Genomic DNA, 26233 nt, shown 5'->3' with positions numbered 1-26233 from the left:
AGTGTCCAGAGCTCTGGGTCTTCTGCTCGGTTTCGCCGCCGACCGAGTCCTCGGGGACCCGAGGCGGTTCCACCCGGTCGCCGGGTTCGGCCAGCTCGCCGCTCGCGCCGAGACCCGCCTGTACGACGACACGCGTGCGGCCGGTACGGCGTACGCGGTGCTGCTGATCGGCTCGACGGCAGCGGCCGGGGTGGTTGCCGAGAGGCTCACGCGGGACAGACCGATCGCGAGGACCCTGGTGACGGCGGTTGCCACCTGGGCCGTGCTCGGTGGACGGAGCCTGGAGCGCGAAGCCGAGGTGATGGCCGGATTCCTGGAGGAAAAGGACATCGCCGGCGCCCGCGCGCGGCTCGGACATCTGTGCAGCCGCGACGCGACCGACCTGGACGTCGACGAACTCGCCCGGGCCACGGTGGAGTCGGTGGCGGAGAACACCTCGGACGCGACCGTGGCCCCACTGTTCTGGGGTGGCGTCTTGGGGATCCCCGGGCTGATCGGTTACCGCGCGGCGAACACCCTGGACGCCATGGTCGGCTATCGCTCGGACCGGTACCGCAACTTCGGTTGGGCTCCGGCTCGCTTCGACGACCTGGCCAACCTGGTTCCGGCCCGACTTTGCGCACTGCTGACGGGATTCGCCTCGGGCCGACCGGGGGAGACGTGGCGGATCTGGCGCCGCGACGCCCCGAAGCACCCGAGCCCGAACGCGGGTCCGGTCGAAGCGGCCTTCGCCGGGGCGCTCGACCTGCGGCTGGGCGGGACGAACACCTACGGCGACGAGGTGGAGGACCGCGGCACACTCGGCGATGGAATCCCCCCGGCCGTCGCGGACATCCGGCGTACGGCTGCTCTTGCCCGGCGCGTCTCCTACGCCGCCGCCGCGACCGCCGCAATCCTGGCGCTGCGTCCGAAAACCCGTGGGGCGGGCCCCTCGCTCCTTCGGACGCAAGGGATTGCGACCGCCGCAATCCTGGCGCTGCGTCCGAAAACCCGTGGGGCGGGCCCCCGGCTCCTTCGGACGCAAGGGATCGGACGAGGGACCCGAACGGAGAGCCGATGCATCTGAGCCAGCGGCCGCGGCGGATCGCGTTGATCCGGCACGGGGAGTCCGAGGCGAACCTGGACAAGTCGATCTTCGAGCGCGTCCCCGACCACGCGATCCCGCTCACCGAGCACGGTCGCGAACAGGCGGCCAAGTCGGGGCGGCTGCTGCGCGAACTGTTCCAGGACGAACCCGTCCGGGTCTACGTCTCGCCGTACAAGCGGGCTCTGCAGACGCTCGACGCGCTCGGCCTCGACGACCTGATCGGCCTGGCCCGGGAGGAGCCGCGACTGCGCGAGCAGGACTGGGCCAACTACCAGGACACCGCCGACATCGAGGAGCAGGAAGCGTTGCGGGACTCGTACGGCCACTTCTTCTACCGGTTCAAAGACGGCGAGTCAGGCGCGGACGTGTACGACCGGGTGTCGAGCTTCCTGGAGACGATGCACCGCGATTTTGAGACGCCCGATTCGCCGCGCAATGTGCTGCTAGTTTCACACGGGCTGACGATGCGGCTGTTCTGCATGCGCTGGTTCCACTGGTCGGTGAAGTTCTTCGAGACCCTGCGCAACCCGGACAACGCGGAGACGCGCGTGCTGCTGCGGCAGCCGGATTTCCGGTACAAGCTGGATCGGCCGTTCGAGCGATGGACGACCGAGTACGAACCGACGGAACGGGAGCGATCGGCATGGTTGTAGAGCAGACCCGAGACGCTGCGCTGGAGCTGTTGGCGAGCCTCTCGCCTGAGCAGCGAGCCAAGATCAGCGCGCCCTTCGACACCCCGGACCACAAGGACTGGACCTATCTGCCCGGGGACCGGCCGGGGCTGCCGCTGGCCGAGCTTTCGGCGGAGCAGGAACGGAGCGCACTGCGCCTGCTCGAGCTTTCCTACAGCGAGCGTGGGCTGGCCGACACCCGCGGGGTGATGGCGGCCGAGATCATCCTTCGCGAGCTCGACGATCCGATGTCAGTGGCGGAAACCGGGGGATGGGCGGGCAGCACCGTCGGAGAGCGGTACTTCCTGCGGGTGCTTGGCGACCCGGCCGGCTCAGAGCCGTGGGCGTGGCGGCTCAACGGTCACCACCTCGCCCTGCATGTGACGCTCGTCGACGGCGCGATCGGCTTCACCCCACAGTTCTTCGGCTCCAACCCCGCCATGGTCCTCGCCGGACCGCACGCCGGCCGACGGTTCCTGACCGCCGAGCAGGATCTGGGGTTCGACCTGCTCAACGCGCTGAAGTCGGACCAGCGCGCAGTCGCCGTCGTGTCGGGCGAGGCTCCGCACGACATCCTCACCCGGCACGACCCGATCGCGGATCCCGGCGTCCTGCACCGGGGACTCCCGTACGGCGACATGGACGCGCAGCAGCGGCAACTTTTCAGCCTGTTGATCGGCCAGTACGTCGGGCGCGCGGCCGGGCCGATCGGTCTACAGACCTGGCAGGACATCACTGAGCACGGTATCGAGCGACTCACCTTCGCCTGGGCAGGCGCCACCGAACCAGGCGAGGGGCACTACTACTCGATCGCCGGGCCTACTTTCCTGGCGGAGTACGACAACACCCAGGACGACGCGAACCACATCCACTCCGTCTGGCGGGACCTCCGCAACGACTGGGGGCAGGACCTCCTGGCGGCCCACTACGCGATGGGCCGCCACTAGTCAGTGGCGCGGCTGGAACTCGTGGCCGATCGTCAAAGGCGTGGGGTCCGCTAGAGTCGCCGTGTTAGCGACGGTGTGAGCAGGAACCCGGTGAGAGTCCGGGGCGGTCCCGCCACTGTGACCACGTTCGTGTGGGAGTCAGGAACTGCTGCCGTCGTACCTGCCACCTGGGGCGTGGACACCCCGAGGAAGGACCGGCCGCGCGTGCCCGCGAACCTGTTGCTGCTCTCCACCGCCGATACCGATCTGCTGGCCGCGTCGCAGGCGGCTGTCGGTTGGAAGGTCGCCAACCCGGCCCGCGTCGACCTCCAGGATGTCGCCTCGCTGCTTGACGGCGTCGAGGTCGTGGTGGTCCGCCTGCTGGGCGGTCGCCGCGCCTGGGAGGAGGGCCTCGACGCCGTCATCTCCGCGGGCATCCCCACGGTCGTGCTCTCCGGGGAGGCCGCCCCCGACGCCGAGCTGATGTCCCTGTCGACCGTGCCCGCCGGTGCCGTGACCGAGGCCCTGGCCTACCTGCGCGAAGGCGGCTCCGAGAACCTGGCGAACCTCTCCGGCTTCCTCCGGGACACGCTGCTGCTCACCGGTGACGAGTTCGACCCGCCACGCGCGCTCCCGACGTACGGAGTGCGCGCGGGGCGGACGGCCGTCGAGGACAGCCGGCCGGTGGTCGGCATCGTGTACTACCGGGCACACGAGATCTCCGGCAACACCGCCTTCGTCGACACACTGGCCGATGCCGTCGAGACCGCCGGCGCCCAGGCCTTGCCCGTGTACTGCGGGACGTTGCGCGGGCTGGATCCGTCGAGCGCCGACAACGCCGGGTTGTTCGAACTGCTGCGCAAGTGCGACGTGCTCGTCACGACGCTGCTGGCCGCGGGCGGGACGGTTGCGGCGGACGCCAGCGCGGGTGGTGACGACTCCTGGGACGCCGGCGCACTCGCCTCGCTCGACATCCCGCTGATCCAGGGCCTGGCGCTGACGTCGACCCGCGAGCAGTGGCTCGAGAGCGACGCCGCGATCAGCCCGCTGGACGCCGCCACACAGGTCGCGATCCCGGAGTTCGACGGGCGGCTGATCACGATCCCGTTCTCGTTCAAGGCGTACGACGCCGAGGGGATCGCCAGCTACGCGCCGGATCCGGACAGGTGCGCCCGGCTCGCCGGAATCGCGGTGGCGCAGGCACGGTTGCGGCACGTCCCTGCAGCCGAGAAGAAGCTTGCGCTCGTGCTGTCGTCGTACCCGACCAAGCACGCGCGGATCGGCAACGCGGTGGGGCTGGACACGCCCGCATCCGCGGTGGTGCTGCTCGGGAAGCTCGAGGAAGCCGGCTACGACCTGGGCGGCCTCGATCTGTCAGAACTGCAGGGCGCCGAAGGAGCCGATGGGCTGATCCACCGGCTGATCGCGGCCGGTGGGCATGACGTGGACTGGTTGACCGACGAGCAGTTGGCGAACGCCGTCGCGAAGATCCCGCTGTCCGTCTACGCGAAGTGGTTCGGCCGCGTGCCGGAATCGTTGCAGCAGGCAATGACCTCGGCGTGGGGTGAGGCGCCGGGGTCGCTGTATGTGGACACCTCCGGGCCTGAGCCGGCGATCGCGCTGGCCGCATTGCGGTTCGGGAACGTAGTACTGATGATCCAGCCGCCTCGCGGTTTCGGCGAGAACCCGGTGGCGATCTACCACGACCCGGACATGGCGCCGTCGCACCACTACCTCGCGGCGTACCGGTGGCTGGAGGCTCCCACGTCCGAAGGTGGTTTCGGGGCGCACGCGGTGGTGCACCTCGGCAAGCACGGGACGCTGGAGTGGCTGCCGGGCAAGGGCATCGGGATGTCGGCGGACTGCGCTCCGGACGCGGTGCTGGGGAATCTGCCGCTGGTGTACCCGTTCATCGTGAACGATCCCGGTGAGGGTACGCAGGCGAAGCGGCGGGGGCACGCGGTGATCGTGGATCACCTGGTGCCGCCGATGGCACGGGCCGAGACCTATGGCGACATGGCGAAGCTCGAGTACCTGCTGGACGAGTACGCGACGGTGTCTGCGCTGGATCCGGACAAGGTGCCGACCCTGCGGGCGCAGATCTGGACGCTGATCCAGGCTGCGCAACTGCACCACGACCTGCACACGTCGTCGAGGCCCGAGGATGACGAGTTCGACGAGTTCGTGCTGCACCTCGACGGCTATCTGTGCGAGATCAAGGACGTACAGATCCGCGACGGGCTGCACATCCTCGGCGGTGGTCCGGCCGGGGAGGCGAGGGTCAACCTCGTGCTCGCCGTCCTGCGCGCTCAGCAGATGTGGGGTGGCAGGTCCGGCGCCGTGCCGGGGCTCCGCGCCGCGTTGGGCCAGACCTTCGGCGTCGACGAGGCCGCGATGCTCGCCGATCCTGGCAAGGTCGTCCCGGAGCTGACCGCGCTGGCTGAGCTGGCCGACCTCCCTGTCGTGAGCGGAGCGGACGGCGTGGACCTGCTGGAGGCGGTCGCCCGCAAGCTCGTCGTCGGCATGGAGACCCTCAGCTGGGACGCGACCAAGGTGCCGGTTGTCGTCGACGAGGTGCTCGGTCGTGCATCAGCCGGGGTGGAGGCGTCGCTGAGCTTCGCCGCGACCGAGGTCGTGCCGCGGCTGGCCCGGACCGGCGACGAACTGACGAACGTACTGCGCGCGCTGGACGGCCGGTTCGTCGAGGCCGGGCCCTCGGGCTCGCCCACGCGTGGGCTGGTGAACGTGCTGCCGACCGGCCGCAACTTCTACGCGGTCGATCCGAAGGCGATCCCGAGCCGCAACGCGTGGGACGTCGGCGTGGCGCTGGCCGATTCGCTGCTGGCTCGGCATCAGGCGGAGACGGGGGAGTGGCCCCGGTCCGTCGGTCTCACCATCTGGGGGACGTCGGCGATGCGCACGCAGGGCGATGACCTGGCCGAGGTGCTCTGGCTGCTCGGCTGCCGTCCGGTCTGGGACGAGGCCTCGCGCCGCGTCACCGGCTTCGAGGTCGTCCCGATCGCCGAGCTCGGCCGGCCGCGGGTGGATGTGACCATTCGTATCTCCGGGTTCTTCCGGGACGCCTTCCCGCACGTGGTCTCCCTGCTGGACGAGGCCGTCCGTACGGTGGCCGCACTGGACGAGGACGCCGCTGACAACCACCTCCGGGCCCACGTCCTGGCGGATGTTGCGGAAGGCAACGACCTGCGGTCGTCGACGGCCCGCGTCTTCGGCTCCAAACCCGGCTCGTACGGCGCCGGTCTGCTGCCACTGGTGGATGCGCGGAACTGGCGGACCGATGCCGAACTGGCCGAGGTGTACGCCGTCTGGGGCGGTTACGCGTACGGCAAGGACCTCGACGGCGCCGAGGCCCGGCCCTCGATGGAACGGGCCTACGCCCGGATCCAGGTGGCGGCGAAGAACGCGGATACGCGCGAGCACGACATCATGGACTCCGACGACTACTTCCAGTACCACGGCGGCATGGTGGCGATGGTCCGGCACCTGACCGGGGCGAACCCGAAGGCCTACATCGGCGACTCGGCCGTCCCGGCGCAGGTGAAGACCCGGACGCTGGAGGAGGAGACCAAGCGCGTCTTCCGGGCCCGGGTGGTGAACCCCCGCTGGATGGCGGCGATGCAGCGGCACGGCTACAAGGGCGCGTTCGAGATGGCCGCGACGGTCGACTACCTGTTCGGGTACGACGCCACAGCGGGCGTGGTGGACGATTGGATGTACGAGACGCTGACGACGGAGTACGTGGCCAACCCCGAGCTGGCGGAGTTCTTCCGCAAGTCCAACCCCTGGGCGCGGCACGGGATCGCCGAGCGGCTGCTGGAGGCTGCGCAGCGCGGGCTCTGGGCAGCGCCGACCCCGGAAGCGCTCGAAACCCTGCGTAATGCCGTGCTGGAGACCGAGGGCGAAATCGAGGATCGCGACTGACGGAAATCCGGTCGCGACCACGGCTTTTTGAAGGATTCGTGCGGACAATGGCCGCCGGTGTGGTGAAGTAGATCACTTCACAGAACAGAAACACTTCCGTAGTGCGGAGAAAACATCCGATGACATTAATCGGATTCACCACTACGTGAGGAATTCAGATGTCACAGAAAGACATGGGTCGGCGCGGATTCATCGTCGGTGCCGCCGGCGCCGTCGGTGCATTCAGCGTCGTCGCCGCGCCGGGAGGTGCCGCCTTCGCCCAGGAGTCCGCCACTCCAGCGACCGGTCTGTCCGCGCTCCAGCCGCGCAAAGGCGACTTCGAGTTGATGGAGGCGACAGTCGCCGACATCCACGACGCCTATCGCCGCGGCCGCCTGACCTGCCGGCAGCTGGTGCAGCAGTACCTCGACCGGATCGCGGCCTACGACAAGCAGGGGCCGGCGCTGAAGGCGATCATCACGATCAACCCGCATGCGCTCGAGCTCGCCGACGAACTGGATCGCAAGTACCGGAAGGCCGGCCTGACCGGTCCGCTGCACGGCATCCCGGTCATCCTGAAGGACAACTACGACACCTTCGACCTGCCGACCACCGGTGGCAACACCGCGATGCGGACGTCGGTGCCGCCGAACGACGCGTACACGGTCGACAAGATGCGCAAGGCCGGCGCCATCATCCTCGCCAAGGCCAACCTGCAGGAGTTCGCGCGGGGCGGCAACTCGCTCAGCTCACTGGGCGGTCAGGTCCTCAACCCGTACGACCTCGGTCGCACGCCGGGTGGATCCAGCGGTGGGACCGGCGCCGCCATCGCGTCGAACTTCGCTGTGCTTGGCACGGGCAGCGACACCGGCCAGTCCGTCCGCTCCCCGGCTTCGGCCTGCAGTCTGGTCGGCGTGCGTCCCACCCGGGGCCTGGTCAGCCGTAACGGCGTGATCCCGAACAGCATCACCCAGGACGAGCTCGGACCGATCACCCGAACAGTGGAGGATGCGGCCCGGTTGCTCGACGTGATGGCGGGCTTCGACCCGGCGGACCCCGTCACGGGATACGGCGTCGGCCGCGCTCCCCACAGCTACACCGACGGGCTGCGCCGCGACGCGCTCCGTGGCGCACGCATCGGCGTGATGACCAACCTGTTCGGCACCGAGGCGCGCCACCAGGAGGTCAACCGCGTGATGGACGCGGTCAGCGCCAAGATGCACTCGCAGGGGGCGACCATCATCCGCTTCAACCTGCCGGCGTACGACTCCCTGCAGCCCGTCGTGGTCACCTCGACGTGGGAGGCGCACACGGCCATGGACGCGTACTTCGCGTCGCTCGGGCCGGACGCCCCGGTGCATACCTTCGACCAGTTGGTCGCCTCGAAGACGGCGACGCCCGAGGCGCAAGCCGCGATCGAGGCCGAACTGGCCATCGTGGACGGCCTCAAGAACCCGGTGTACGAGGACCACTATGTCAACCGCGAGAAGCTCCGGCTCGCGGTGTCGGCGAAGATGGCCGAGCTCGACCTCGACGCGATCCTCTACCCGCTGCAGAAGGTGCTCGTCGCCCCGGTCGGCGTACCGCAGCCGGAGCGCAACGGCACTCTGTCCAACAGCACCGGTTTCCCGGCCGTCTGCTTCCCCGGCGGATACTCGACCCCCACCGCCCAGGCTCCGCTGGGCGTCCCGGTCGGCGCCGAACTGCTCGGTCGTGAGTTCAGCGAGCCGCGCCTGCTCGCTCTCGCGTATGCCTTCGAGCAGGCCACGAACACCCGCAAGCCGCCCCGCAGTACGCCGGCATTGTCGCGTTGATCCATGCCGCCCTCCACTGCAAATTAATTGCATTCCTGGTAATGCAACTAATTTGCAGTGGACGGGCAACTGCTACCCGCAAACAACCATCAGGAGGAATCGGTGCCGATAAGTAGCGACGAAGCCACTGCGATCGCCGAGGGGATCGGTCGTGCCCGTGGCCTGCGCCCGGGCCAGCTCCCCGACGGAGCCCAGTTCGCCGAAGGACTGAACGGGATGGAGGAGTGCGCGGGGTTCATCGACCAGGTCGGGCAGCCGAACGCGCCGTTCCCGCTGACCAAGTACGTTCCGCTCCCCGTCGTGGAGTCCGCCGGAGGTGGCCACCATGGCTGACGGGATCAGCCGGGCCAGATTCCTGATCGGGGCTGTCGGCGCCGGGGTGGCTGCCGCGGCTCCGGCAACCACAGCGATGGCGGCGACGCCGTCGGCTCCGCGCACGCAGTCTGCGGACGGTCCGCTCTACGACCTCGAGATCAGCGAGGCAGCTGACCTGATCCGGCGGAAGAAGATCACCGCCGTGCAGCTCGCGGAGGCGGTGCTCTCGCGCGCTGCCCAGGTGGAGGACCGCGTGATCGCCTACGCCCTCGCCTACTCCTCCGATGACGTGCTCGCCCAGGCACGGGCGGCCGACAAGCTGGTGCGGCGGGGAGGCTACCTCGGGCCGCTCCACGGCATCCCGATCGGGCTCAAGGACATCATCTTCACCAAGGGCATCCTGACCGAGGCGAACTCGAAGTTCTACCGCGGCTTCCGTCCGGAGTTCGACGCGACGTGCGTCGCCCGGCTGAAGGCAGCGGGTGCGGTCATCGTCGGCAAGACGCAAACGGTCGAGCTCGCCTCCGGTGACCCCGCCCCCACCAACAACCCGTGGGATCTCGCCCGCACACCCGGTGGCTCGAGCTCCGGCTCGGGTGCCGGCACGGCCGCGGGAGAGTTCCTGGCGGGCATCGGTTCGGACACCCGCGGCTCTGTCCGCATCCCGTCCGCCTACTGCGGGATCACGGGTTACCGCACAACGTACGGCGTGGTCAGCAAGCACGGCGTCTTCCCGCTTAGCTACACCATCGACTCCGTCGGGCCACTGGCGCGGTCGGCGCTCGACGCCGCGCTGCTGGTCGACGTGATGGCCGGCCAGGATCCGGCCGATCCCACCACCCGGCCGGTCCAGCGGTACTCGCTCGCGGACGCGTTGACCCGCGATCGTGGACGACGTCCGTTGCAGGGGATCCGCGTGGGCGTGCCGGCAGCGGGCGACTACTTCCGCGGCGTGCCCAGTGACGACCAGTTGGCGGCCTTCGATGAAGCGGTCAAGGTGATCGCGTCGCTCGGCGCGACCGTCGTCCAGGTCACCACCAACACCTTGCCGAAGCCGTTCACGACCCTCAACTCGATGAGCACCCCCATCGTCAACGCCGAGGTTGGCGCCTTCCAGTACCAGAACTGGAAGGCGCGCGCTGAGGACTTCACGCTGCCGTACCGCCGGCAGGTCAACACCGGCAACCTGTTGCCGGCGAATGCCTACGTGGACGCCCAGCGTGCGCGGGCGCTGTGGATGCAGGGGTTCCTGGCGATGTTCGACGACGTCGACGTCTTCATCCACCCCGGGGACGACATCGCCACGCTGAAGCCGCCCGCGACGGACCCGGCCCGGCCGCGTCGGTCGTCCGGCAACAAGTTCAGCGCGTGGAGCCTGACCGGCTCGCCTTCGATCTCGGTGCCGACCGGGCTGTCCGGCGCCGAACGGATGCCGCTGTTCATGCTGGTCAACGCCGCGCCGGGCGACGACGAACTGGCGCTGCGGGTGGCGCACGCGTTCCAGGGGGGGACCACTCACCACAAGCTGCGCCCGCCGCTCTGATCGGCGTTGTGATTGGGTAGAGGCATGGCTTCCGAGCAGCTCAGAGTCCTGATCACCAACGACGACGGCTATCAGGCTCGGGGAATCCGGGCGCTGGCGACTGCTATCGCCGGGAGGGGCCACGACGTTCAGGTCGTGGCCCCGCTCGACGATCAGAGCGGCGTCGGCACTGCTCGCGCCGGGTGGGTGGACCGGCCGATCGCGACCCGCTCCGAAGACGCGAACGGGATCACCTACATCGGCATCGGCGGCACCCCGGCTCTCGCCGTCACGCTGGCCCGGCTGGGCGCCTTCGGGAAGCCGCCGGATCTGGTCGTTTCGGGCATCAACCACGGCTACAACTTCGGCGTGATCCTGCACTCCGGCACGGTCGGGGCCGCGCTGACCGCGGCGACCCAGGGGCTGTCGGGTCTCGCGGTGAGCATCGGCGCCGAAGACCCGCAGTACCTGGAAAGCGCGGCTGAGGTCGGCGCCGAGCTGCTCGGCTGGCTCAGCGAGGAGCCGGCCGGCACGGTCCTCAACGTCAACGTTCCCGACCGGCCGCTGAGCGAGCTGCGCGGCGTACGAAGCGCCCGGTTGGCTCCCTACAACCCCAACCGCCTCGTCGCCGGCCTAGCCCCGACGGGCGAGCCGATGGTCGCCCTCCGCACCCCCGACCCGGCCGAGGACCTCGACACCGACGAGTCCCTGCTGGCGGCCGGCCACATCACCGTCACCCCGATCGTCGGCATCCAGGAAGTCCCCGACGACGCCGCCGCGCAGTACCTGGTCAGGTGGTGGGCTGGCGCCAAGAGGTGAACCAGCCCTCCGGGTGGACGTGGTCGTGACCACCTGACCCAGTCAGGAGACGGCGTCGGCGAGTGGGTGTGCCATGATCGGCGGGACGGTAGTGGAGGAACACCGGTGACGGCCTGGAAAGGCCGGAGTCCGGGGCGGTCCCGCCACTGTGACCGGGGTATCCCGGAAGCCAGGACATCTGCTGCCGTCCGCCAGGAAGCGCTCTCTGCGTTTCCGGCGTGCCAGGTGCCGAGGCGGGCGTGGACACCCGCAGGACGAAGGGAATCGCCGCCGATGCGGTCTGCTCTTGCCAACGGGTTTCCGTTCACCGCTGTCGTGGGAATGGAAGACCTCCAGCTCGCCCTCCTGCTGGCCGCGGTGTCGCCGGCGATCGGCGGGGTCCTGATCCGCGGCGAGAAGGGCACGGCCAAGTCGACCGCGGTCCGCGCGCTGACCGAGATCCTGCCGCCGGTCGAGGTGGTCGACGGCTGCCGCTTCTCCTGCGACCCGGCTGCCCCCGACCCCAATTGCCCCGACAGCCCGCACACGAGTGCCGGGATCGCCCGGCCGGCGCGGCTGGTGGAGTTGCCGGTGGGAGCGACCGAGGATCGCGTGCTCGGGTCGTTGCACCTGGAGCGAGCGCTCTCCGAGGGCGTCACCGTGTACGAGCCGGGCTTGCTGGCGGCCGCGCATCGCGGACTCCTGTACGTCGACGAGGTCAACCTGCTGCACGACCACCTGGTCGACGTACTGCTGGACGCGGCAGCGATGGGTCGGGCGACCGTCGAACGGGACGGAGTCTCCATCACCCACCCGGCGAGGTTCGTGCTCGTGGGCACGATGAACCCCGAAGAGGGCGAGCTCCGGCCGCAACTGCTCGACCGGTTCGGCCTGACAGTGGACGTGACCGCGAGCCGCGATCCCGCCGTACGGGTCGAGGTGATGCGTGCGCGGCTGGCCTACGAGGCGGACCCGATCGCGTTCATCGGCCGCTACGAGAGTGCTCAGCGTGAATTGGCCGAGCGGATCGTCAAGGCACAGAGCCTGTTGCCGGACGTGATCCTCACCGACGCCGCGCTTCGGCAGATCGCCGAGATCTGCGCGGCCTTCGACGTGGACGGCATGCGCGCAGACCTGGTCACCGCCCGTACTGCGGTCGCCCACGCGGCCTGGTCGGGTCGGACCGTCGTCGAGGTCGATGACGTACGGGCTGCTGCCAAGCTGGCTCTCCCGCATCGCAAGCGCCGCAATCCCTTCGACGCACCGGGCCTGGACGACGAACAACTCGAGCAGGCCATCAACGACAGCACGCCGCCCGAACCGGATCCTGACGACGGTCCCGACGATCCGGACGGCGGAGGTCCTGGCGGCGGCTCGACCGATCCGGGATCCGAGGGCGATCCCGCCGATCCCGATGGCGGCGGAGAAACGAGCGAGAACGCAGGGAGCGCTCTCTCCGGTGCTGCGCCCAGCGGTCAGGTGGCTGGTAGCTCCGAGCCCTACAAGGCGCGGCTGCTGAGCGTTCAGGCAGCGGGCACCGGTGTTGCCGGGCGCCGGTCGAGAGCGCTCACCGAGGTCGGCCGGGTGGTCGGCGACCGCGCCCGAGTCGGCCGTGAGTCGGGCAAGCCGCACCTCCTCGCGACGATCCGTTCGGCCGCGCCACACCAGCACGCCCGCGGCAGGTCTGGTCCCGGGCTGGCCGTCCGTGCGACCGATGTACGCCTGGCGGTGCGCGAAGGGCGCGAGGGCAACCTGGTGCTCTTCTGCGTCGACGCCTCCGGCTCGATGGGCACGAAGAAGCGGATGGGTGAGGTGAAGACCGCGATCGTCTCGCTGCTCCTGGATGCCTACCAGCGCCGCGACACCGTCGGCCTGGTCACCTTCGCCGGTTCGGCCGCGACCGTCGCGCTCCCTCCGACCGGCAGCGTCGAGACCGCCGTACGCCGGCTGGAATCCCTGCCGACAGGTGGTCGGACGCCGCTGGCCGAGGGACTCCTCCAGGCCGCGGAGGTGCTCCGGATCGCCGCGATCCGAGATCCTCGACGGCGCCCGCTGCTGGTGCTGGTGACAGATGGCCGCGCCACGCACGGAGAGAGCGCTTTCTCCCGCGCTCGACAGGCCGCCGACTGGCTCGCACGGCAGGGGATCGCGTCGGTCGTCGTGGACTGCGAGCCGCGTCGTGGGGTTCGGCTCGGGCTCGCCGCTGAGCTGGCCGGCGACCTCGGTGCGGAGTACCTGGACCTCGGAGAAGTCGCCGCCGGCAACTTGGTGCGCGCCGTCACGGATCGGAGGGCCGCCTGATGCCGCAGGGACAGCCCAGCGTCGTACCGAAGGACGGGCTGACCACCCGGCAGCGCCGGAACCGGCCGCTGCTGATGGTGCACACCGGTGAGATGAAGGGGAAGTCGACCGCGGCGTTCGGAATGGCGCTGCGCGGCTGGAACCAGGGCTGGAACATCGGCGTCTTCCAGTTCGTCAAGAGCGCGAAATGGAAAGTGGGCGAGGAGAGCGCGTTCAAGGCGCTCGGACAGTTGCATGAGGCAACCGGTCAGGGTGGACCGGTCGAGTGGCACAAGATGGGCGAGGGCTGGAGCTGGTCGCGCAAGGCCGGCTCCGAGGAGGACCATGCGGCCGACGCGCTCGAGGGCTGGCGAGAGATCCAGCGCCGGATCGCCTCCGAGGCGCACGATCTCTATGTCCTGGACGAGTTCACCTACCCGATGAAGTGGGGCTGGGTCGACGTCGACGAGGTGGTCGAGACGCTGACGAAGCGGCCGGGCCATCAGTACGTGGTGATCACGGGTCGTAACGCCGACCAGCGCCTGCTCGACGCCGCCGACCTGGTCACCGAGATGACGAAGGTCAAACACCCGATGGACGCCGGTCAGAAGGGCCAGAAGGGCATCGAGTGGTGAGCCGGATCAGCGCGGTCCGCGTGGGGGGAGGGGCCTGGTGGTGATTCCTCGGGTCGTGGTGGCGGCGCCGGCGTCGGGGGCCGGCAAGACGACCGTGGCCGTTGGACTGATGGCGGCGTTGCGGAAGGCCGGGCACCGGGTGGCCGGGTTCAAGGTCGGGCCCGACTACATCGACCCCGGTTTCCACGCGCTGGCGACCGGACGGCCCGGGCGGAACCTCGACCCGATGCTGTCCGGCGAGGAGCGCGTCGCGCCACTCTTCGCGCATGGTGCCGCTGGTGCGGACCTCGCCGTCATCGAGGGCGTGATGGGCCTGTACGACGGCGCACTCGGTACTGAGGGTTATTCGTCCACCGCCCACGTCTCGAAGTTGCTCCAGGCACCTGTCGTGCTGGTCGTCGACGCGTCGGCAGCAGGTCGCAGCGTTGGTGCCGTCGTGAGCGGATTCGTCTCCTTCGACACCAGCGTCCGGATCGTCGGGGTGATCCTGAACAAGGTCGGTTCCGACCGCCACGAGGCCGAGGTCCGGGCCGGCGTGGCTCCGACCGGCGTACCCGTCCTCGGCGTGCTCCGGCGCGACACCCGCCTGACCGTGCCGAGCCGCCACCTCGGCCTGATCCCGGCGGACGAACAACGCGAGCAGGCCGAGAGCGCGGTCGAGGCCGCTGCCGAACTGGTCCGCCAGGGCGTCGATCTCGAGGCCTTCGTCGCTGCCGCCCAGGCCGCACCTCCGCTGGAGGTCGAAGCCTGGAATCCCGCCGCCGAGGTGACCCCCGCGGAGGCGGGCCGCCCCGTGATCGCGATGGCCGGCGGACCGGTGTTCTCGTTCCGCTACACCGAGACGGCCGAGCTCCTGACCGCCGCGGGTGCCGACGTGGTCACCTTCGACCCGCTCCACGAATCATTGCCTGAGGCAACTTCCGCGTTGTACCTCGGCGGTGGGTTTCCCGAGCTACACGCCGAGGCCTTGTCGGACAACGACGAACTCCGCACCCAGGTGGCCGCCGAGATCGCTGCCGGACTGCCTGTCATCGCGGAGTGCGCCGGCCTGCTCTACCTCTGCCGGGAGCTCGACGGCCACCAGCTGACCGGCGTTCTGCCCGCGACGGCGCAGATGACGAGTCGCCTGACCCTCGGCTACCGCACCGCCGTCGCAGCAACCACCACCGCGTTCTTCGACGAGGGCCGCCGGGTCCGCGGGCACGAGTTCCACCGCACTGCCGTGGAGTTCGACGAGGACGTCACCGCCGCGTGGTATCTCCCGGGCGGCCAACAGGAAGGAATCGGCCGCACCCAGATCCACGCGTCGTACCTCCACCTGCATTGGACGGCAACACCGGACGTCCCGGCGCGGTTGGTTGCTGCTGCGCGAGTCCACGCGGGGCTGGAGAAATGACCCTCGTCGTGGGGATCGGCCTGCGCTCCGGTACGTCGTACAGGGAGCTCCGGGACCTGGTGGACGCCGCAGTGAGCGGGCTGGAGTCGAGGGACGTCGGCTACGTAGTCACTGTCGATGGCAAGGAGACCGAGCCGGGTCTGCAGCGGCTGGTGGCGTCACTGGGAGCTGAACTGTTCGCCGCAAGCTTGCCGGAGCTGTCGCGACAACCAGTGCCAAGCCCTAGCGACCGCGTCGAGCACCTAGCCGGTACCGCGAGTGTCGCCGAGGCGGCGGTGATCCTCAGCGGCGCAGAGCTCGTAGTACCGAAGCAACGGTCTGCACGAGCCACAGTTGCGGTGGGGAGACTGCCACAGGAAGATGTCGGCGAAGCGGCGGGGGAGCGCGCTGGGCAGGTGCCGAAGTCGACGTTCGGCCAAGCGATCGCAGCTCCGGGGTATGTGTTGCGGGATCGCGACACCGTGCACCGGGTGCTTGCCGAGCGGCGAGACGTGCGGCGGGGATTTCTCGACCGGCCGATCGCGGACGACCTGTTGACCAGAGTGCTGGAGTCGGCGCACCGGGCGCCGAGTGTCGGACTGAGCCAGCCCTGGGACTTCGTCCTGGTGAGCGACCTCGCGACCCGTCGGAAGGTGCACGATCTCGCGACAGCCCAGCGGGATGCGTTCGCGGCGTCGCTGCCGGCGGATCGGCGGGCCGCGTTCGACGGGCTCAAGATCGAGGCGATCCTGGACACGCCGCTGAACATCGCCGTGACGTGCGATCCCGGCCGCGGCGGGCGGCATGTGCTCGGACGGCACGCGGATCCCCGAACCACCTGGTTCTCGGCGGCGATCGCGATCCAGAACTTGTGGCTGGCAGCCCGGGCCGAGGGGCTCGGTGTCGGTTGGGTGTCCTTCTTCGAACCGGGCGAGGTTGCGGCGGTGCTCGATCTGCCGGCGCACGTCGAACTCGTGGGATATCTCTGCGTCGGCCATGTGGAGGAGTTCGCGGCCGCCCCTGAACTGGTGAGAAGCGGCTGGGCCGCTCGGAGACCGCTCTCTTGGGCGGTCCATCAGGAAGCGTGGGGCCGGCGCGGGCTGCCTGGGGAACCGCTCTCTCCGGTGATCGTCGATGATGCCGCGGCGGCCGAGGGCGTAGTACGAGCAGCCGGGACGCAGGTTGTGCGGCTGGTGGTGGTTGATGCCGTGGATACCCAGCAGTTGCGGCCGGCGGACGCGCTCGTAGTACAGGTGGGTGGTGAGAGACCGAAGGCCGACTTCGGGGTCTTGTGGCGTCCCGCGCGAGCCATGGACGAGGCGGTGGAGCTCGGCGTGGAAGTGGCGCGGGATCTTGCCTTGCAGGGAGCCGGGGAGATTCTCCTCGAACTGGCTTCGGGCTCTAAGACCGCCGAAGGGCTGGCGCGGGGGGTCCGGCTGGGCGGAATCGCTTGTGGAATGGCAATCAAACAGGCGGATGAGCCGGGAGAGGTGCGAGACTCCTCCGCATGACGGTCCCACCCCAAGGTCCAGCGCTCATGTACGTGCCTGCTTTCTCGATGAAGCAGCGAATCACGATGATGGCGAACAAGTACGAGATCATCGGCACCAACCCGGACGGCACGGACGGCCCGTTGCTGGCGTTCGCCCAACAGAAGCGGATGGCCTTCAAGGAAGAGGTCACCTTCTACTCCGACGACACCAAGTCGCAGCCGGTGTTCTCGTTCAAGGCGCGCAAGCGGATCGACCTGGGCTCCGGGTACGACGTGTTCGACGCGAATCAGCAGCCGATCGGCTGGTTCAAGAAGGAGTTCGGCAAGAGCCTGCTGCGGTCCAGCTGGCAGCTGTCGTCTGCCGGGCTCGAGTCGGACGGCACCGAACGCAATCCCACCATCGCGATCGTCCGGCGGGTCTGGGACTTCATTCCGGTCGTCGGCGAGATCCCGTTGCCGTTCATCTTCCATTTCGACTTCACCGACCGCGCGACCGGGCAGCCTGTGTTGTCGGTGGAGCGGAAGATGTCCGTGCGTGACCGTTACCGGGTCAGCGTGCCGGATCCCCGCCTCGACTTCCGCGTAGCCGCGGCGATGACGGTGGCCCTGGATGCCCTGCAGAGCCGTTGAGTCGCTGAGTTTCCGCTGAGTTTGCGCTGATTCGGGGGACGTCCGCGGTACCGCCTGAGGCGCGGTACCGCGGACGTCGTACTGCCGGGCTCACTCTTTTGGGTGAATCAACCCTGAGCCACTTGGTTCGCGGTGGTGGCGGTGCGAGTCTTGTACGCATGGGTGCAACGCAGCGCGGTCGACGGTGGTTGGTTCCGGTCACGGCAGTCGCGGTGGTGGCGGGGGTGGCAGCCCTCGGGCCGGTGGTCGCGGACGCGTCTCCCAACCTGCCCACCATCACGGCCCAGGATCTGCTGGCCAAGGTGCAGACGGCGAAGGTCGACGGCCTCTCCGGCACGGTGACCTCTTCCCTCGACCTCGGTCTGCCCGCGATCCCCGGCCTGGTCGGCGGCGAGAACAGCAGCCAGTTCACCGACCTGCTGAGCGGTCAGCACACGGCGCGCGTCGCCTTCGCAGGTCCGGACAAGGCCCGGGTCTCCGTGCTGGACAACATGGCCGAGCGGGTGCTGACCACGGACGGCAAGACCGCCTGGATCTACGACTCGTCCAAGCGTGAGGCCACCAAGGTCGCCGTTCCCGCGCACACGGCCAAGCCGGAAGCGGTGCCGGAAGTCGGGCCCCAGAACAAGACGTACGACCCGCAGGCGACCGCCAAGCAGTTCCTCGCCGCGATCGACCCGTCCACCACGGTCGAGGTGACCGGCACCGAGTCGGTCGCCGGCCGCGATGCGTACAAGCTGCGCCTGACCCCGAAGACGGACAAGACCACTGTGGGCTCGGTCACGCTGGCGGTCGACTCGAAGAACTGGGTGCCGCTGCAGGTCACCGTGATGCCGCGGACCGGCAACAACCCGGCGGTCCAGGTGGGCTTCTCGTCGGTGTCGTTCAACGTTCCTTCGGCGAACACGTTCGCCTTCACACCGCCCTCGGGTGTCAAGGTCACCGAGCAGAAGGTGCCCGCGTCCACCGAGCCCAAGGCGCTCCCGAAGAAGCCGGACGCCACCAAGCCCAACGCCGGCAAGCCGTCCGCTGACAAGCCGACAGTGGTGGGCACGGGCTGGGAGAGCGTGGCCGTCATCCGCGGCGGCAAGGCGAACCTCCCTTCGGGTAACGGAGCACTGGACCAGTTGCTGGCAAAGGCTCCCACCGTCTCGGGTAGCTGGGGGTCGGGCAAGATCCTGACCACCAGGATGGTCAGCGCGCTGATCGCGGACGACGGACGGGTGTTCGTCGGTCTGGTCTCGCCGGACACGCTGCAGGCCGCCGCCGCGAAGGCACCACGCTGACGCCACGGAGCCGGGGACGGGGATCGGTGACGACGCTATGACCGAGGCGCCGCCGGTGGTGACTCGTGGGCTGACGAAGCGGTTCCGCAGTGGTCAGGTGGCCGTGGATGCGGTCGACCTGGAGGTTCCGGCCGGCAGCATCTTCGGCTTCCTCGGCCCGAACGGGTCGGGCAAGACCACCACGATCCGGATGCTGCTCGGCCTGATCGCGCCCACTTCGGGCTCGGTCGAGCTGCTCGGCCGGCCGATGCCGAAGGCCCAACTCGCCGTCCTGCCCCGGGTCGGCGCGCTGGTCGAGGGACCGGCGTTCTACCCGTTCTGGACCGGCGAGGCCAACCTGCTGCGCTTCGATGCGGCCGACCGGACCGCCGATCCACGCACCCGGAAGGCCAGGGCAGGCGAGGCTCTCGAACGCGTCGGCCTGTCCAATGCATCCGGCAAGAAGGTCCGGAACTACTCGCTGGGCATGAAGCAGCGGCTCGGGATCGCGGTCGCCCTGATGCAACAGCGCGACCTCCTCGTGCTCGACGAGCCGACCAACGGCCTGGACCCGCAAGGTACCCGCGAGGTGCGGTTGCTGATCCGGGAGCTGGCCAACGACGGCACCACCATCTTCACCTCCACCCATCTCCTGGCCGAGGTGGAACAGCTCTGCACCCACGCAGCCGTGATGAGCCGTGGTCGCCTGGTGCGGCAATCCACCATGGCTGAGCTGCGCTCCGAGCTCCGGCCACGGCTGGTCGTCCGTACGCCGGACCTCCAGCTGGCGGAGCAGACCCTCACCAGTCTGGGCGTCACGGATGTCAAGGTGACCGAGGAGATCGTCGACGGCGATCCGGGAGAGCTGCCGATCGACAAGCTCGCGGCCGCCCTGGTCGCGGCAGACGTGCGGATCCACGGGTTCGGCCTGGAGCGGCCGAGCCTGGAGGACGCTTTCGTCGCGTTGACGGGGGAGGGCTTCGATGTCGCTGAGTAGCGCCGCTGGTGAGACAGTCGAGCGGATCGAGGTCGGTCGGCCGAGTGCTGGGCGGCACACGGTCGCGCTGTTCGCATCGGAGCTGCACCTCGTCTTCGGGCGGGCCCGGACCTGGGTGCTGCTCGCTGTTCTGGCCGCGGTACCGGTCATGGTCGGTGTCGCCATCAGGCTGTCGGGGTCGTCCGGCAACGCCGACGGATTCCTCGGCCAGGTCGCCGGCAACGGGCTGTTCCTCGTCGTCGCCAGCCTGGCGTTATCGCTCCCGTTCTTCCTGCCGACTGCCGTGACCGTGATCTCTGGGGAGTCCCTCGCAGGTGAGGCGAGCCTTGGCACGCTGCGGAACCTGCTGACCGCACCGGCAGGTCGTTCGCGCTTGCTGGCCGCGAAGATGGTCGCGCTGGCCGTGTTCTGCCTGGCCGCGACGATGACGATCTGGTTGTCTGGGCTGATCGCCGGAGTAGTGCTCTTCCCGGTCGGCGATGTCGTGCTGCTGTCCGGCACGACCGTCTCACTGGCGGACGGCATGCTCCGGGCGTTCGGGATCGCCATCCTGATCGCCCTGTCGTTGTTCGGCCTCGCAGGGATCGGTCTGTTCGTGTCGTCGTTGACGTCAACGCCGCTGGCCGCGATGGCAGCCACCTTCGGAACGTTCATCGTGTTCGGCATCCTCAGCGCGATCCCGCAGATCAGTGTGATCCACCCGTGGCTGCTGATGTACGGCTGGAGCTCGTTCGCCGACCTGCTCCGCGACCCGCCGTACTGGGACGCGATCGTGCGCAACCTGTTGATGCAAGGCGCCTACCTGGCCGTCTTCTACGCGGCCGCCTGGGCGCGCATCACCAGCCGGGACATCAACGGCTAACCTGCACCTTGTGCGCCCGGACCTCGTTGCCCTCCTGCGCTGCCCGGTCTGCGGCGTCGGCCTCACACTGACGGCCCGTACGGCGAGCTGCCCGCGACGGCACTCGTATGACCTGGCGAAACAGGGCTACCTCAACTTGTTGCCCTCAGCATCAACCGGCATCGAGGGCGACTCCGCCGCCATGATCGAAGCGCGCAGCACCTTCCTCGCCGGCGGCTTCTACGCCCCCATCCGAGACGCGCTCATCGCGCTCGCCTCCGGCATCGGGGAGCGGCTGGTGGTGGAGGTGGGGGCTGGGACTGGGTATTACCTGGCGGGGGTGGTCGGCGCGGAAGCCGGACGGGTTGGGCTGGCGCTGGATGTGTCGAGGTATGCCGCGCGTCGGGCGGCGAGGGTAGATCCCCGGATCGGGTCGGTGATCTGCGACGCCTGGCAGGAGCTGCCACTGCTGGATGGGGTCGCGCAGCTGATCCTCAACGTGTTCGCTCCGCGGAATGCCACCGAGATGGCTCGCATCCTGGCTCCCGGCGGAACCCTGCTGGTGGTGACCCCGAACCAGGAACACCTGGCGGAACTGGTCGGCGTACTCGGCCTGGTCCGGGTGGATGGGCAGAAGGAACGGCGGCTCAAGGAATCGCTGGCCGGGTTCGAGCGGATCAGCGAGGAGAGCGTCGAAGTCGTGGTGCGGCTGGATCATGCGGAGGTCGAACGGCTGGTCGCGATGACACCGAGCGCGCGGCACCTTGATCCCGCTGAACGGGCGGAGCGCATCGCAGTACTGGCTGATCCGGTGGAAGTGACGCTGTCGGTCACGGTTTCGGCCTGGCAGACCGCCTGATCCCCTGGGGTGCCGGCTCGAGCTCGGCACCCATCGGGATCGGTCAGGTGAAGGTCAGGCGGCGGTACTGGTGAGTTGGCGGGCAACGGTGGCCGCGTGCTCCTTGGCGGTGGCGTGTGCTTCCTCCTCGGACACCTTGGACGCATCGATCAGCGACTCCATCGCTGGGTTGACCGGGGCCAGCGTCAGCTCGGCGACGGCCTTGCGAAGGTCCATCTGGAGGGCATCGCCGAAGATCCGCTCAAGGTAGGGCGTGGCGTGGTCCCAGCCGTGCTTGGGAGTGCCTTCGCTGTAACCGCCGCCCCGGGCCAGGGTGAGGATGATCGGTTTCCCGGCGACGAGACCCTCGGTCTGCAGCTCCCCGACGGTGAGCAGCAGGTCGATCCAGGTCTTCACGTGTTGGTCGATTCCCCAGTTGTAGAGCGGAACCGCGAGCAGAACCGCGTCGGCCGACACGAACTCGTTCACGATCTCGTCGGTCAGGGCCTTGGCGTCCGCGTAGTCGGCGCGGTCGGAGTCCTCGGGCGTCGGCAGACCGTGCTTGCCGGCGATGACGGAGGCCCAGACATCGGCCGGGATCGGGTGGCGACCGAGGTCGCGCCGGACCACGACGCCGTCCGGGTGTTCCGACTTCCAGGCGGCCTCGGCACTATCGGCCAGCGCGCGGCTGACGGATCCGTCGACCCGGATGCTGGCATCGACGCGAAGGAGGGTGGTCATGTGTGTTCGTTCCTTTCGAGAACGGGCTGGGGGCGTGCCCCTCAATGTGAGCTATCACCAAGATAATCTGTCAGGCAGAACATATTCAAGCCAGAACGTATTCCGGGTGGCATACACCACGTAGGATGAGTTCGTGACCAGTTCTCGAGTGGAGAGACACGTCCGCGGCCGCCAGGCAGCCGGGACGTCGGTCGAGGCTGACCTTGGCTGGGCGCTCGGCGTCGTGTTCCGCCGGTACGCGAAGGAGGCCGCCGCGGCGCTCGACGGTGTCCCGGGCGGCCCGCGCGGCTACCAAGTGCTGTCCACCGCAGTCGTCGAAGGTCCGAAGCGCCAGCTCGATCTGGCCGCTCATCTGGGCGTCGACCGCACGGTGATGACGTACCTGCTGGATGACCTCGAGAAGGCCGGCCTGGTCGAACGGCAGCCGGACCCCACCGACCGCCGGGCACGGCTGATAGTGGCGACCGATCAGGGCAAGGAGGCGATCTGCGATCTGGAGCGTCGCCTCGTGCAGGCCGAACAAGCGGTTCTCGGCAGTCTCGACGAGGCTGAGCGACGGCTCTTCCGCATGCTCCTCCAGCGGGTCGCGGTCAAGGCCGATGCGATCGATCCGGTGGATAACGCGTGTGCCCTGGCAGACGAGGACGTCGACATCACCAAGACCTGACCCCGCCTGCCGACAGCCCTTAAATCTGGGCTCTGCGTCCGAATGACCGAGGGGCCTGCCCCGCGCTTCTTCGGACGCAAGTGGCTGTGGGTGGGTCAGTGGAGCGGGACGAAGCCGGACTCGTAGGCGAGGATCACTGCTTGGGTGCGGTCGCGGGCGCCCAGTTTCGAGAGCGTGTTGGCGACGTGGGTCTTGATCGTCTGAACGCCGAGGACGAGTTCGGCCGCGATCTCCGCGTTGGACAGCCCCTTCGCCATCAGGCGGAGGACCTCCTGCTCGCGGTCGGTGAGCTGGAACTGGTCCAGGCCCGTCGGCTGCTGAGGTTGTTCGGAGACGTGGGCCAGGGCAAGGCTGCGGATCGCCTCGGGGAACAGTAGGGACTCGCTGCCGGCGACTGTGCGGATCGCCGCGATGATTTCGTCCGGGGGAGTGCGCTTCAGCAGGAAGCCGGAGGCACCCGCGCGCAGGGCGTCGTACACGTAGTCGTCATTTTCGAAGGTGGTGACGACCAGGACGCGTGGTGCCGGGTCCAGCCCGTCGAGCAGGAGCCGCGTTGCCTGGATGCCGTCGACCGCGGGCATCCGGACATCCATCAGAACCACGTCCGGCCGCGTCCGCCGGACCACACCGAGCACCTCGGCACCGTCACCGGCCTCGCCGACGACGGTGAGGTCGGCTTCCGCGTCGATGATGGCCCGCAATCCACTGCGGATCAGCGGCTCGTCGTCCACTACGACCACCGAAACGTCCACTCTCATCCCTTCGTGGTGACGGCGACGGGCAGCGTGACCGCCAGTCGCCACCGATCTCGGACCAGGCCCGCCTCGACGGAACCACGCAGTACGGCGACCCTTTCACGGATGCCGGCCAACCCCCGCCCGCCGCCGGAGTGGTCCGACGACGTACCCGCGACGGGGTTGGTCAGTTCCAACTGGAGACCGGTGGCGTCGAGGTTGATCGACAGTTCGACGTCGAGCTCGTCGGCCGGGCGGCCGGCGTGCCGGATCGCGTTGGTCAGACCCTCCTGGACGATCCGGTAGGCCTCGCGGGACACCGCCGCGGGGAGGCTCTCCAGCCGGCCGTTGCGATGAACCGTCACGGTGATACCGCCCGCGCGGGTCGCCTCGACGAGCCGGGTGACATCGCCGAGCGTGGCCTGCGGGGCGGTCTGGGAGCCCGGCCGCCGGTCGTCGCGGAGCAGGCCCAGCACGTGGTCGAGATCGGCGAGCGCCGCACGGGCCGACGTCTCCATCGCTGCCAGGGCGTTCTCGGCGAAGGCAGGATCGGTGGCGAGGACGCGACGGGCGGCAGCGGCCTGGATGGTGACGAGGCTGAGCGCGTGGCCGACGCTGTCGTGCAGCTCGCGCGCCAACCGGTTGCGCTCGGCAAGTGTCGCCGCGCGCCGCTCGAGGATCTCGATCCGCTCGGCGGGTGTGGGGCCGAGCACACGCGGGGCCGCGTAGGCGAGCAGCGCGCCGGTTGCCGAGGACAACAAGAACAGCACGACTATCCCGGCCAGTGCCGCGAGGGGCATCCAGTAGTCGGTCCAGTGGCCGCTGATGGTGTAGGTGGTATCGGGGAGCAGTTCCCGGGTTCCCGGCGAGCGGAAGGGGGCCGCGAGCAACACGGCACCGAAGCCGAAGACCGCGGTGCTGATGATTCCCACCAGGCCGCCGGCAGCCAGGTGCATGCAGAACCACGTGGCGGTACGGCGGCGCTGCGGCCAGGTGCGGGCCGGACCGAGCGGGCGCTCCTCGAAGCGGACCCCAAGCAGCGACTCGACCGCTATGCCCTCCACTTCGCGCACTGCGGGCAGGAGCCCGAGCACCGCGGGCGGCACGAGCACGACGATCGCGATCAGGATGCCGGTCAGGACGGCAGGCAGTTGGAGGTCGCCAAGCAGGGACACGAGCCCGCTGTCGACCAGGATGAACGCCAGCACCAGGGCAGCACCGAGCAACAGGTAGACCCACCGCAGGTAGGTCGCACCCCGCACCAGCACATTCGCCACCCCGTCATCCTCCCAAAGGCCCGGCACGACCGAGTCCCTCCGCCGGGTGACCCGTCTCCCTCGCCGGCGTGATCCGGTAAAACGAGCGATTGCATGAGACAGATCACAAAACCGCCGGGTTTACACAGATTTGTCTGGCTCCGGACATGAAGTGCCCCGACGGACGTCGCGTTCTGCTGTCCTGGCAGGTACGGTCTGTGGTCGGGGCGGGATGCCTGTCCGGGTAGGGACGGGGATTGGGGAACGGCTCCAGGACGGGCGGCAGTCGGGCTCTGAGGGGACCCGGCACGGTGTGTAAAGACACCGTGAAGTCCCCGGGGGGCCGATTGACCACCCTTCCATATTTGATGTTTGATCAAATATCGGAGAGGAGAAGTCCAGTATGAGGTTCAGGCGTTCTGCCGCCGCCCTGGTGGCGGTCCTGGCACTCGCTGCTGTGAGCGCGTGCAACAACGACAAAGCGGGCCAGAACGGGGACGTATCACTGGATAAGGTCAGCTACCTGACCTCGTTCGGCACTTTCGGCCGTGAGGCCTATGCCTATGTCGCCCTGGAGAAGGGCTATTTCAAGGACGCCGGCTTCGACGTCACCATCAACCCGGGCAGCGGCACGGTCGACGTGCTCAAGCTCGTCGCCGGCGGTCAGGCGGACTACGGGATCGGTGACTTCACCGCCACCGTGATCACGCTGGCCAAGCAGAAGCTGCCCGTCACCACCGTCGGGATGATCCACCAGCGCTCGCTGGCCGCGATCGTCGCGCTCGAGGGCGGCAGCATCAAGACCCCGCAGGACCTGGCCGGCAAGAAGATCGGCGACCAGCCGGGCTCCACCAACACGGTGATGTTCCCGGTGTACGCCAAGGCCGCGCACATCACCGGTGCCGAGACCAAGTTCGTCCCGTCGCCGCCGCCCGCGCTGCCGCAGTTGCTTGCCGCCGGCACCGTCGACGGCATCGGCCAGTTCGTGGTCGGCGTGCCGACCGTGGAGAAGGCAGACCCGAAGCGCCGCAAGGCCGTAGTCCTTCCGTACGGCGCCGTGCTGCCGGACCTGTACGGCAACGCGATCATCACTCGGACCGACCTGGCCAAGGACCACCCCGACCAGGTGAAGAAGTTCACCGGGGCGCTGCTGAAGGGTCTGCAGGACACCATCGACGACCCGAAGGGCGCGGCGACCATCCTGAAGAAGTACGTGCCGAAGACCGACGTCGACGTGGCCACCGAGGAACTCGAGCTGATGAAGGCCTACGTGAAGCCGGACGGCTTCGACGGCGCCCTCGGCGAGGTCGACGAGATCCGGGTCGACAAGATCATCAAGCTGCTCGAAGAGGCCGACCAGGTCAAGCCGGCAGGCACCGTCAAGCCGGCCGACGTGGTGGACGACGCCCTGGCACCGAAGGGCTGAGC

General features: G+C 68.9%; 22 protein-coding genes and 2 riboswitches. Of the genes, 19 read left to right on the top strand and 3 right to left on the bottom strand.

All coding sequences use genetic code 11. The annotated features are described in order from the left end of the window. Position 1: 1 nt before the first annotated feature. From ABD210_RS25120 to ABD210_RS25040, 17 genes are all read left to right on the top strand, one after another. Complete coding sequence (locus tag ABD210_RS25120; protein WP_344114556.1) at positions 2-1066, top strand: cobalamin biosynthesis protein; 1065 nt, start codon at positions 2-4, stop codon at positions 1064-1066. Beyond that, positions 1057-1740: a histidine phosphatase family protein gene (locus ABD210_RS25115; protein WP_344114555.1), complete on the top strand. Its 684-nt coding sequence runs from the start codon at positions 1057-1059 to the stop codon at positions 1738-1740. The genes ABD210_RS25120 and ABD210_RS25115 overlap by 10 nt, the downstream gene beginning before the upstream one ends. Then, positions 1731-2705, top strand: coding sequence for a DUF3500 domain-containing protein (locus ABD210_RS25110; RefSeq protein WP_344114554.1), 975 nt, complete (start codon positions 1731-1733; stop codon positions 2703-2705). The genes ABD210_RS25115 and ABD210_RS25110 overlap by 10 nt, the downstream gene beginning before the upstream one ends. Positions 2706-2741: 36 nt before the next feature. Further along, positions 2742-2872: riboswitch (cobalamin riboswitch) on the top strand. Positions 2873-2909: 37 nt separating this feature from the next. Further along, the gene (gene cobN, locus ABD210_RS25105) at positions 2910-6626 is read left to right on the top strand and encodes a cobaltochelatase subunit CobN (protein ID WP_344114553.1); all 3717 of its coding nucleotides are present in this window, start codon (positions 2910-2912) and stop codon (positions 6624-6626) included. A gap of 158 nt (positions 6627-6784) precedes the next feature. After that, entirely contained in the window at positions 6785-8419 is a 1635-nt protein-coding gene (locus ABD210_RS25100; protein ID WP_344114552.1) for an amidase family protein, read from the top strand. Between the two features lie 102 nt (positions 8420-8521). Next, entirely contained in the window at positions 8522-8752 is a 231-nt protein-coding gene (locus tag ABD210_RS25095) for a hypothetical protein (RefSeq protein ID WP_344114551.1), read from the top strand. Next, positions 8745-10277 (top strand): amidase, encoded by a 1533-nt coding sequence (locus ABD210_RS25090; protein WP_344114550.1) that lies wholly within the window; start codon positions 8745-8747, stop codon positions 10275-10277. The genes ABD210_RS25095 and ABD210_RS25090 overlap by 8 nt, the downstream gene beginning before the upstream one ends. Before the next feature lie 24 nt (positions 10278-10301). Next, a complete protein-coding gene (gene surE / locus ABD210_RS25085; protein WP_344114549.1) occupies positions 10302-11075 on the top strand; it encodes a 5'/3'-nucleotidase SurE in 774 nt (257 codons plus the stop codon). A 72-nt stretch (positions 11076-11147) separates the two neighbouring features. Then, positions 11148-11275, top strand: a riboswitch (cobalamin riboswitch). A 73-nt stretch (positions 11276-11348) separates the two neighbouring features. Continuing rightward, positions 11349-13355: a putative cobaltochelatase gene (locus ABD210_RS25080; protein ID WP_344114548.1), complete on the top strand. Its 2007-nt coding sequence runs from the start codon at positions 11349-11351 to the stop codon at positions 13353-13355. Continuing rightward, positions 13355-13969 carry a cob(I)yrinic acid a,c-diamide adenosyltransferase gene (gene cobO, locus ABD210_RS25075; protein WP_344114547.1) on the top strand — a complete coding sequence of 205 codons (615 nt, stop codon included), beginning with the start codon at positions 13355-13357 and terminating at the stop codon, positions 13967-13969. The genes ABD210_RS25080 and cobO overlap by 1 nt, the downstream gene beginning before the upstream one ends. 37 nt (positions 13970-14006) lie before the next feature. Then, a complete protein-coding gene (locus tag ABD210_RS25070; protein ID WP_344114546.1) occupies positions 14007-15365 on the top strand; it encodes a cobyrinic acid a,c-diamide synthase CobB in 1359 nt (452 codons plus the stop codon). Continuing rightward, the gene (gene bluB, locus ABD210_RS25065) at positions 15362-16855 is read left to right on the top strand and encodes a 5,6-dimethylbenzimidazole synthase (protein ID WP_344114545.1); all 1494 of its coding nucleotides are present in this window, start codon (positions 15362-15364) and stop codon (positions 16853-16855) included. Before ABD210_RS25070 ends, bluB begins: the two co-directional genes overlap by 4 nt. Beyond that, positions 16852-17466, top strand: coding sequence for an LURP-one-related family protein (locus ABD210_RS25060; protein WP_344114544.1), 615 nt, complete (start codon positions 16852-16854; stop codon positions 17464-17466). Before bluB ends, ABD210_RS25060 begins: the two co-directional genes overlap by 4 nt. A gap of 158 nt (positions 17467-17624) precedes the next feature. Beyond that, the gene (locus ABD210_RS25055; protein WP_344114543.1) at positions 17625-18752 is read left to right on the top strand and encodes a hypothetical protein; all 1128 of its coding nucleotides are present in this window, start codon (positions 17625-17627) and stop codon (positions 18750-18752) included. A gap of 37 nt (positions 18753-18789) precedes the next feature. Continuing rightward, complete coding sequence (locus ABD210_RS25050; RefSeq protein WP_344114542.1) at positions 18790-19728, top strand: ABC transporter ATP-binding protein; 939 nt, start codon at positions 18790-18792, stop codon at positions 19726-19728. Next, positions 19715-20590, top strand: a complete 876-nt coding sequence (locus ABD210_RS25045; RefSeq protein ID WP_344114541.1) for an ABC transporter permease — start codon at positions 19715-19717, stop codon at positions 20588-20590. Before ABD210_RS25050 ends, ABD210_RS25045 begins: the two co-directional genes overlap by 14 nt. Positions 20591-20600: 10 nt before the next feature. Beyond that, positions 20601-21428 carry a putative RNA methyltransferase gene (locus ABD210_RS25040; protein WP_344114540.1) on the top strand — a complete coding sequence of 276 codons (828 nt, stop codon included), beginning with the start codon at positions 20601-20603 and terminating at the stop codon, positions 21426-21428. A gap of 54 nt (positions 21429-21482) precedes the next feature. On the opposite strand, the gene ABD210_RS25035 is transcribed toward ABD210_RS25040, so the two are convergent. Then, positions 21483-22148, bottom strand: coding sequence for an FMN-dependent NADH-azoreductase (locus ABD210_RS25035; RefSeq protein ID WP_344114539.1), 666 nt, complete (start codon positions 22146-22148; stop codon positions 21483-21485). Between the two features lie 133 nt (positions 22149-22281). Here ABD210_RS25035 and ABD210_RS25030 point away from each other — a divergent pair, with 133 nt between their 5' ends. Further along, on the top strand, positions 22282-22815 hold the full coding sequence (locus ABD210_RS25030; protein WP_344114538.1) for a MarR family winged helix-turn-helix transcriptional regulator: 534 nt from the start codon (positions 22282-22284) through the stop codon (positions 22813-22815). 95 nt (positions 22816-22910) lie between these two features. Here ABD210_RS25030 and ABD210_RS25025 read toward each other — a convergent pair whose 3' ends face one another. Together ABD210_RS25025 and ABD210_RS25020 are read right to left on the bottom strand one after the other, a co-directional pair. Further along, entirely contained in the window at positions 22911-23573 is a 663-nt protein-coding gene (locus tag ABD210_RS25025) for a response regulator transcription factor (RefSeq protein WP_344114537.1), read from the bottom strand. Further along, positions 23570-24826 carry a sensor histidine kinase gene (locus ABD210_RS25020; RefSeq protein ID WP_344114536.1) on the bottom strand — a complete coding sequence of 419 codons (1257 nt, stop codon included), beginning with the start codon at positions 24824-24826 and terminating at the stop codon, positions 23570-23572. The genes ABD210_RS25025 and ABD210_RS25020 overlap by 4 nt, the downstream gene beginning before the upstream one ends. A gap of 382 nt (positions 24827-25208) precedes the next feature. Here ABD210_RS25020 and ABD210_RS25015 point away from each other — a divergent pair, with 382 nt between their 5' ends. Continuing rightward, a complete protein-coding gene (locus tag ABD210_RS25015) occupies positions 25209-26231 on the top strand; it encodes an ABC transporter substrate-binding protein (RefSeq protein WP_344114535.1) in 1023 nt (340 codons plus the stop codon). Positions 26232-26233: the final 2 nt, after the last annotated feature.

Source organism: Kribbella alba, from assembly GCF_039529635.1.
In the GTDB taxonomy this organism is placed as follows: domain Bacteria; phylum Actinomycetota; class Actinomycetes; order Propionibacteriales; family Kribbellaceae; genus Kribbella; species Kribbella alba.
This window is presented reverse-complemented; position numbering and strand designations above follow the sequence as displayed.

Bases quoted from the DNA above. Each gene is read 5' to 3' on its own strand.
- ABD210_RS25115 (WP_344114555.1), top strand. From the start codon at position 1,057: ATGCATCTGAGCCAGCGGCCGCGGCGGATCGCGTTGATCCGGCACGGG.
- ABD210_RS25110 (WP_344114554.1), top strand. From the start codon at position 1,731: ATGGTTGTAGAGCAGACCCGAGACGCTGCGCTGGAGCTGTTGGCGAGC.
- ABD210_RS25100 (WP_344114552.1), top strand. From the start codon at position 6,785: ATGTCACAGAAAGACATGGGTCGGCGCGGATTCATCGTCGGTGCCGCC.
- ABD210_RS25090 (WP_344114550.1), top strand. From the start codon at position 8,745: ATGGCTGACGGGATCAGCCGGGCCAGATTCCTGATCGGGGCTGTCGGC.
- surE (WP_344114549.1), top strand. From the start codon at position 10,302: ATGGCTTCCGAGCAGCTCAGAGTCCTGATCACCAACGACGACGGCTAT.
- ABD210_RS25080 (WP_344114548.1), top strand. From the start codon at position 11,349: ATGCGGTCTGCTCTTGCCAACGGGTTTCCGTTCACCGCTGTCGTGGGA.
- cobO (WP_344114547.1), top strand. From the start codon at position 13,355: ATGCCGCAGGGACAGCCCAGCGTCGTACCGAAGGACGGGCTGACCACC.
- bluB (WP_344114545.1), top strand. From the start codon at position 15,362: ATGACCCTCGTCGTGGGGATCGGCCTGCGCTCCGGTACGTCGTACAGG.
- ABD210_RS25060 (WP_344114544.1), top strand. From the start codon at position 16,852: ATGACGGTCCCACCCCAAGGTCCAGCGCTCATGTACGTGCCTGCTTTC.
- ABD210_RS25055 (WP_344114543.1), top strand. From the start codon at position 17,625: ATGGGTGCAACGCAGCGCGGTCGACGGTGGTTGGTTCCGGTCACGGCA.
- ABD210_RS25050 (WP_344114542.1), top strand. From the start codon at position 18,790: ATGACCGAGGCGCCGCCGGTGGTGACTCGTGGGCTGACGAAGCGGTTC.
- ABD210_RS25045 (WP_344114541.1), top strand. From the start codon at position 19,715: ATGTCGCTGAGTAGCGCCGCTGGTGAGACAGTCGAGCGGATCGAGGTC.
- ABD210_RS25035 (WP_344114539.1), bottom strand. From the start codon at position 22,148: ATGACCACCCTCCTTCGCGTCGATGCCAGCATCCGGGTCGACGGATCC.
- ABD210_RS25025 (WP_344114537.1), bottom strand. From the start codon at position 23,573: ATGAGAGTGGACGTTTCGGTGGTCGTAGTGGACGACGAGCCGCTGATC.
- ABD210_RS25015 (WP_344114535.1), top strand. From the start codon at position 25,209: ATGAGGTTCAGGCGTTCTGCCGCCGCCCTGGTGGCGGTCCTGGCACTC.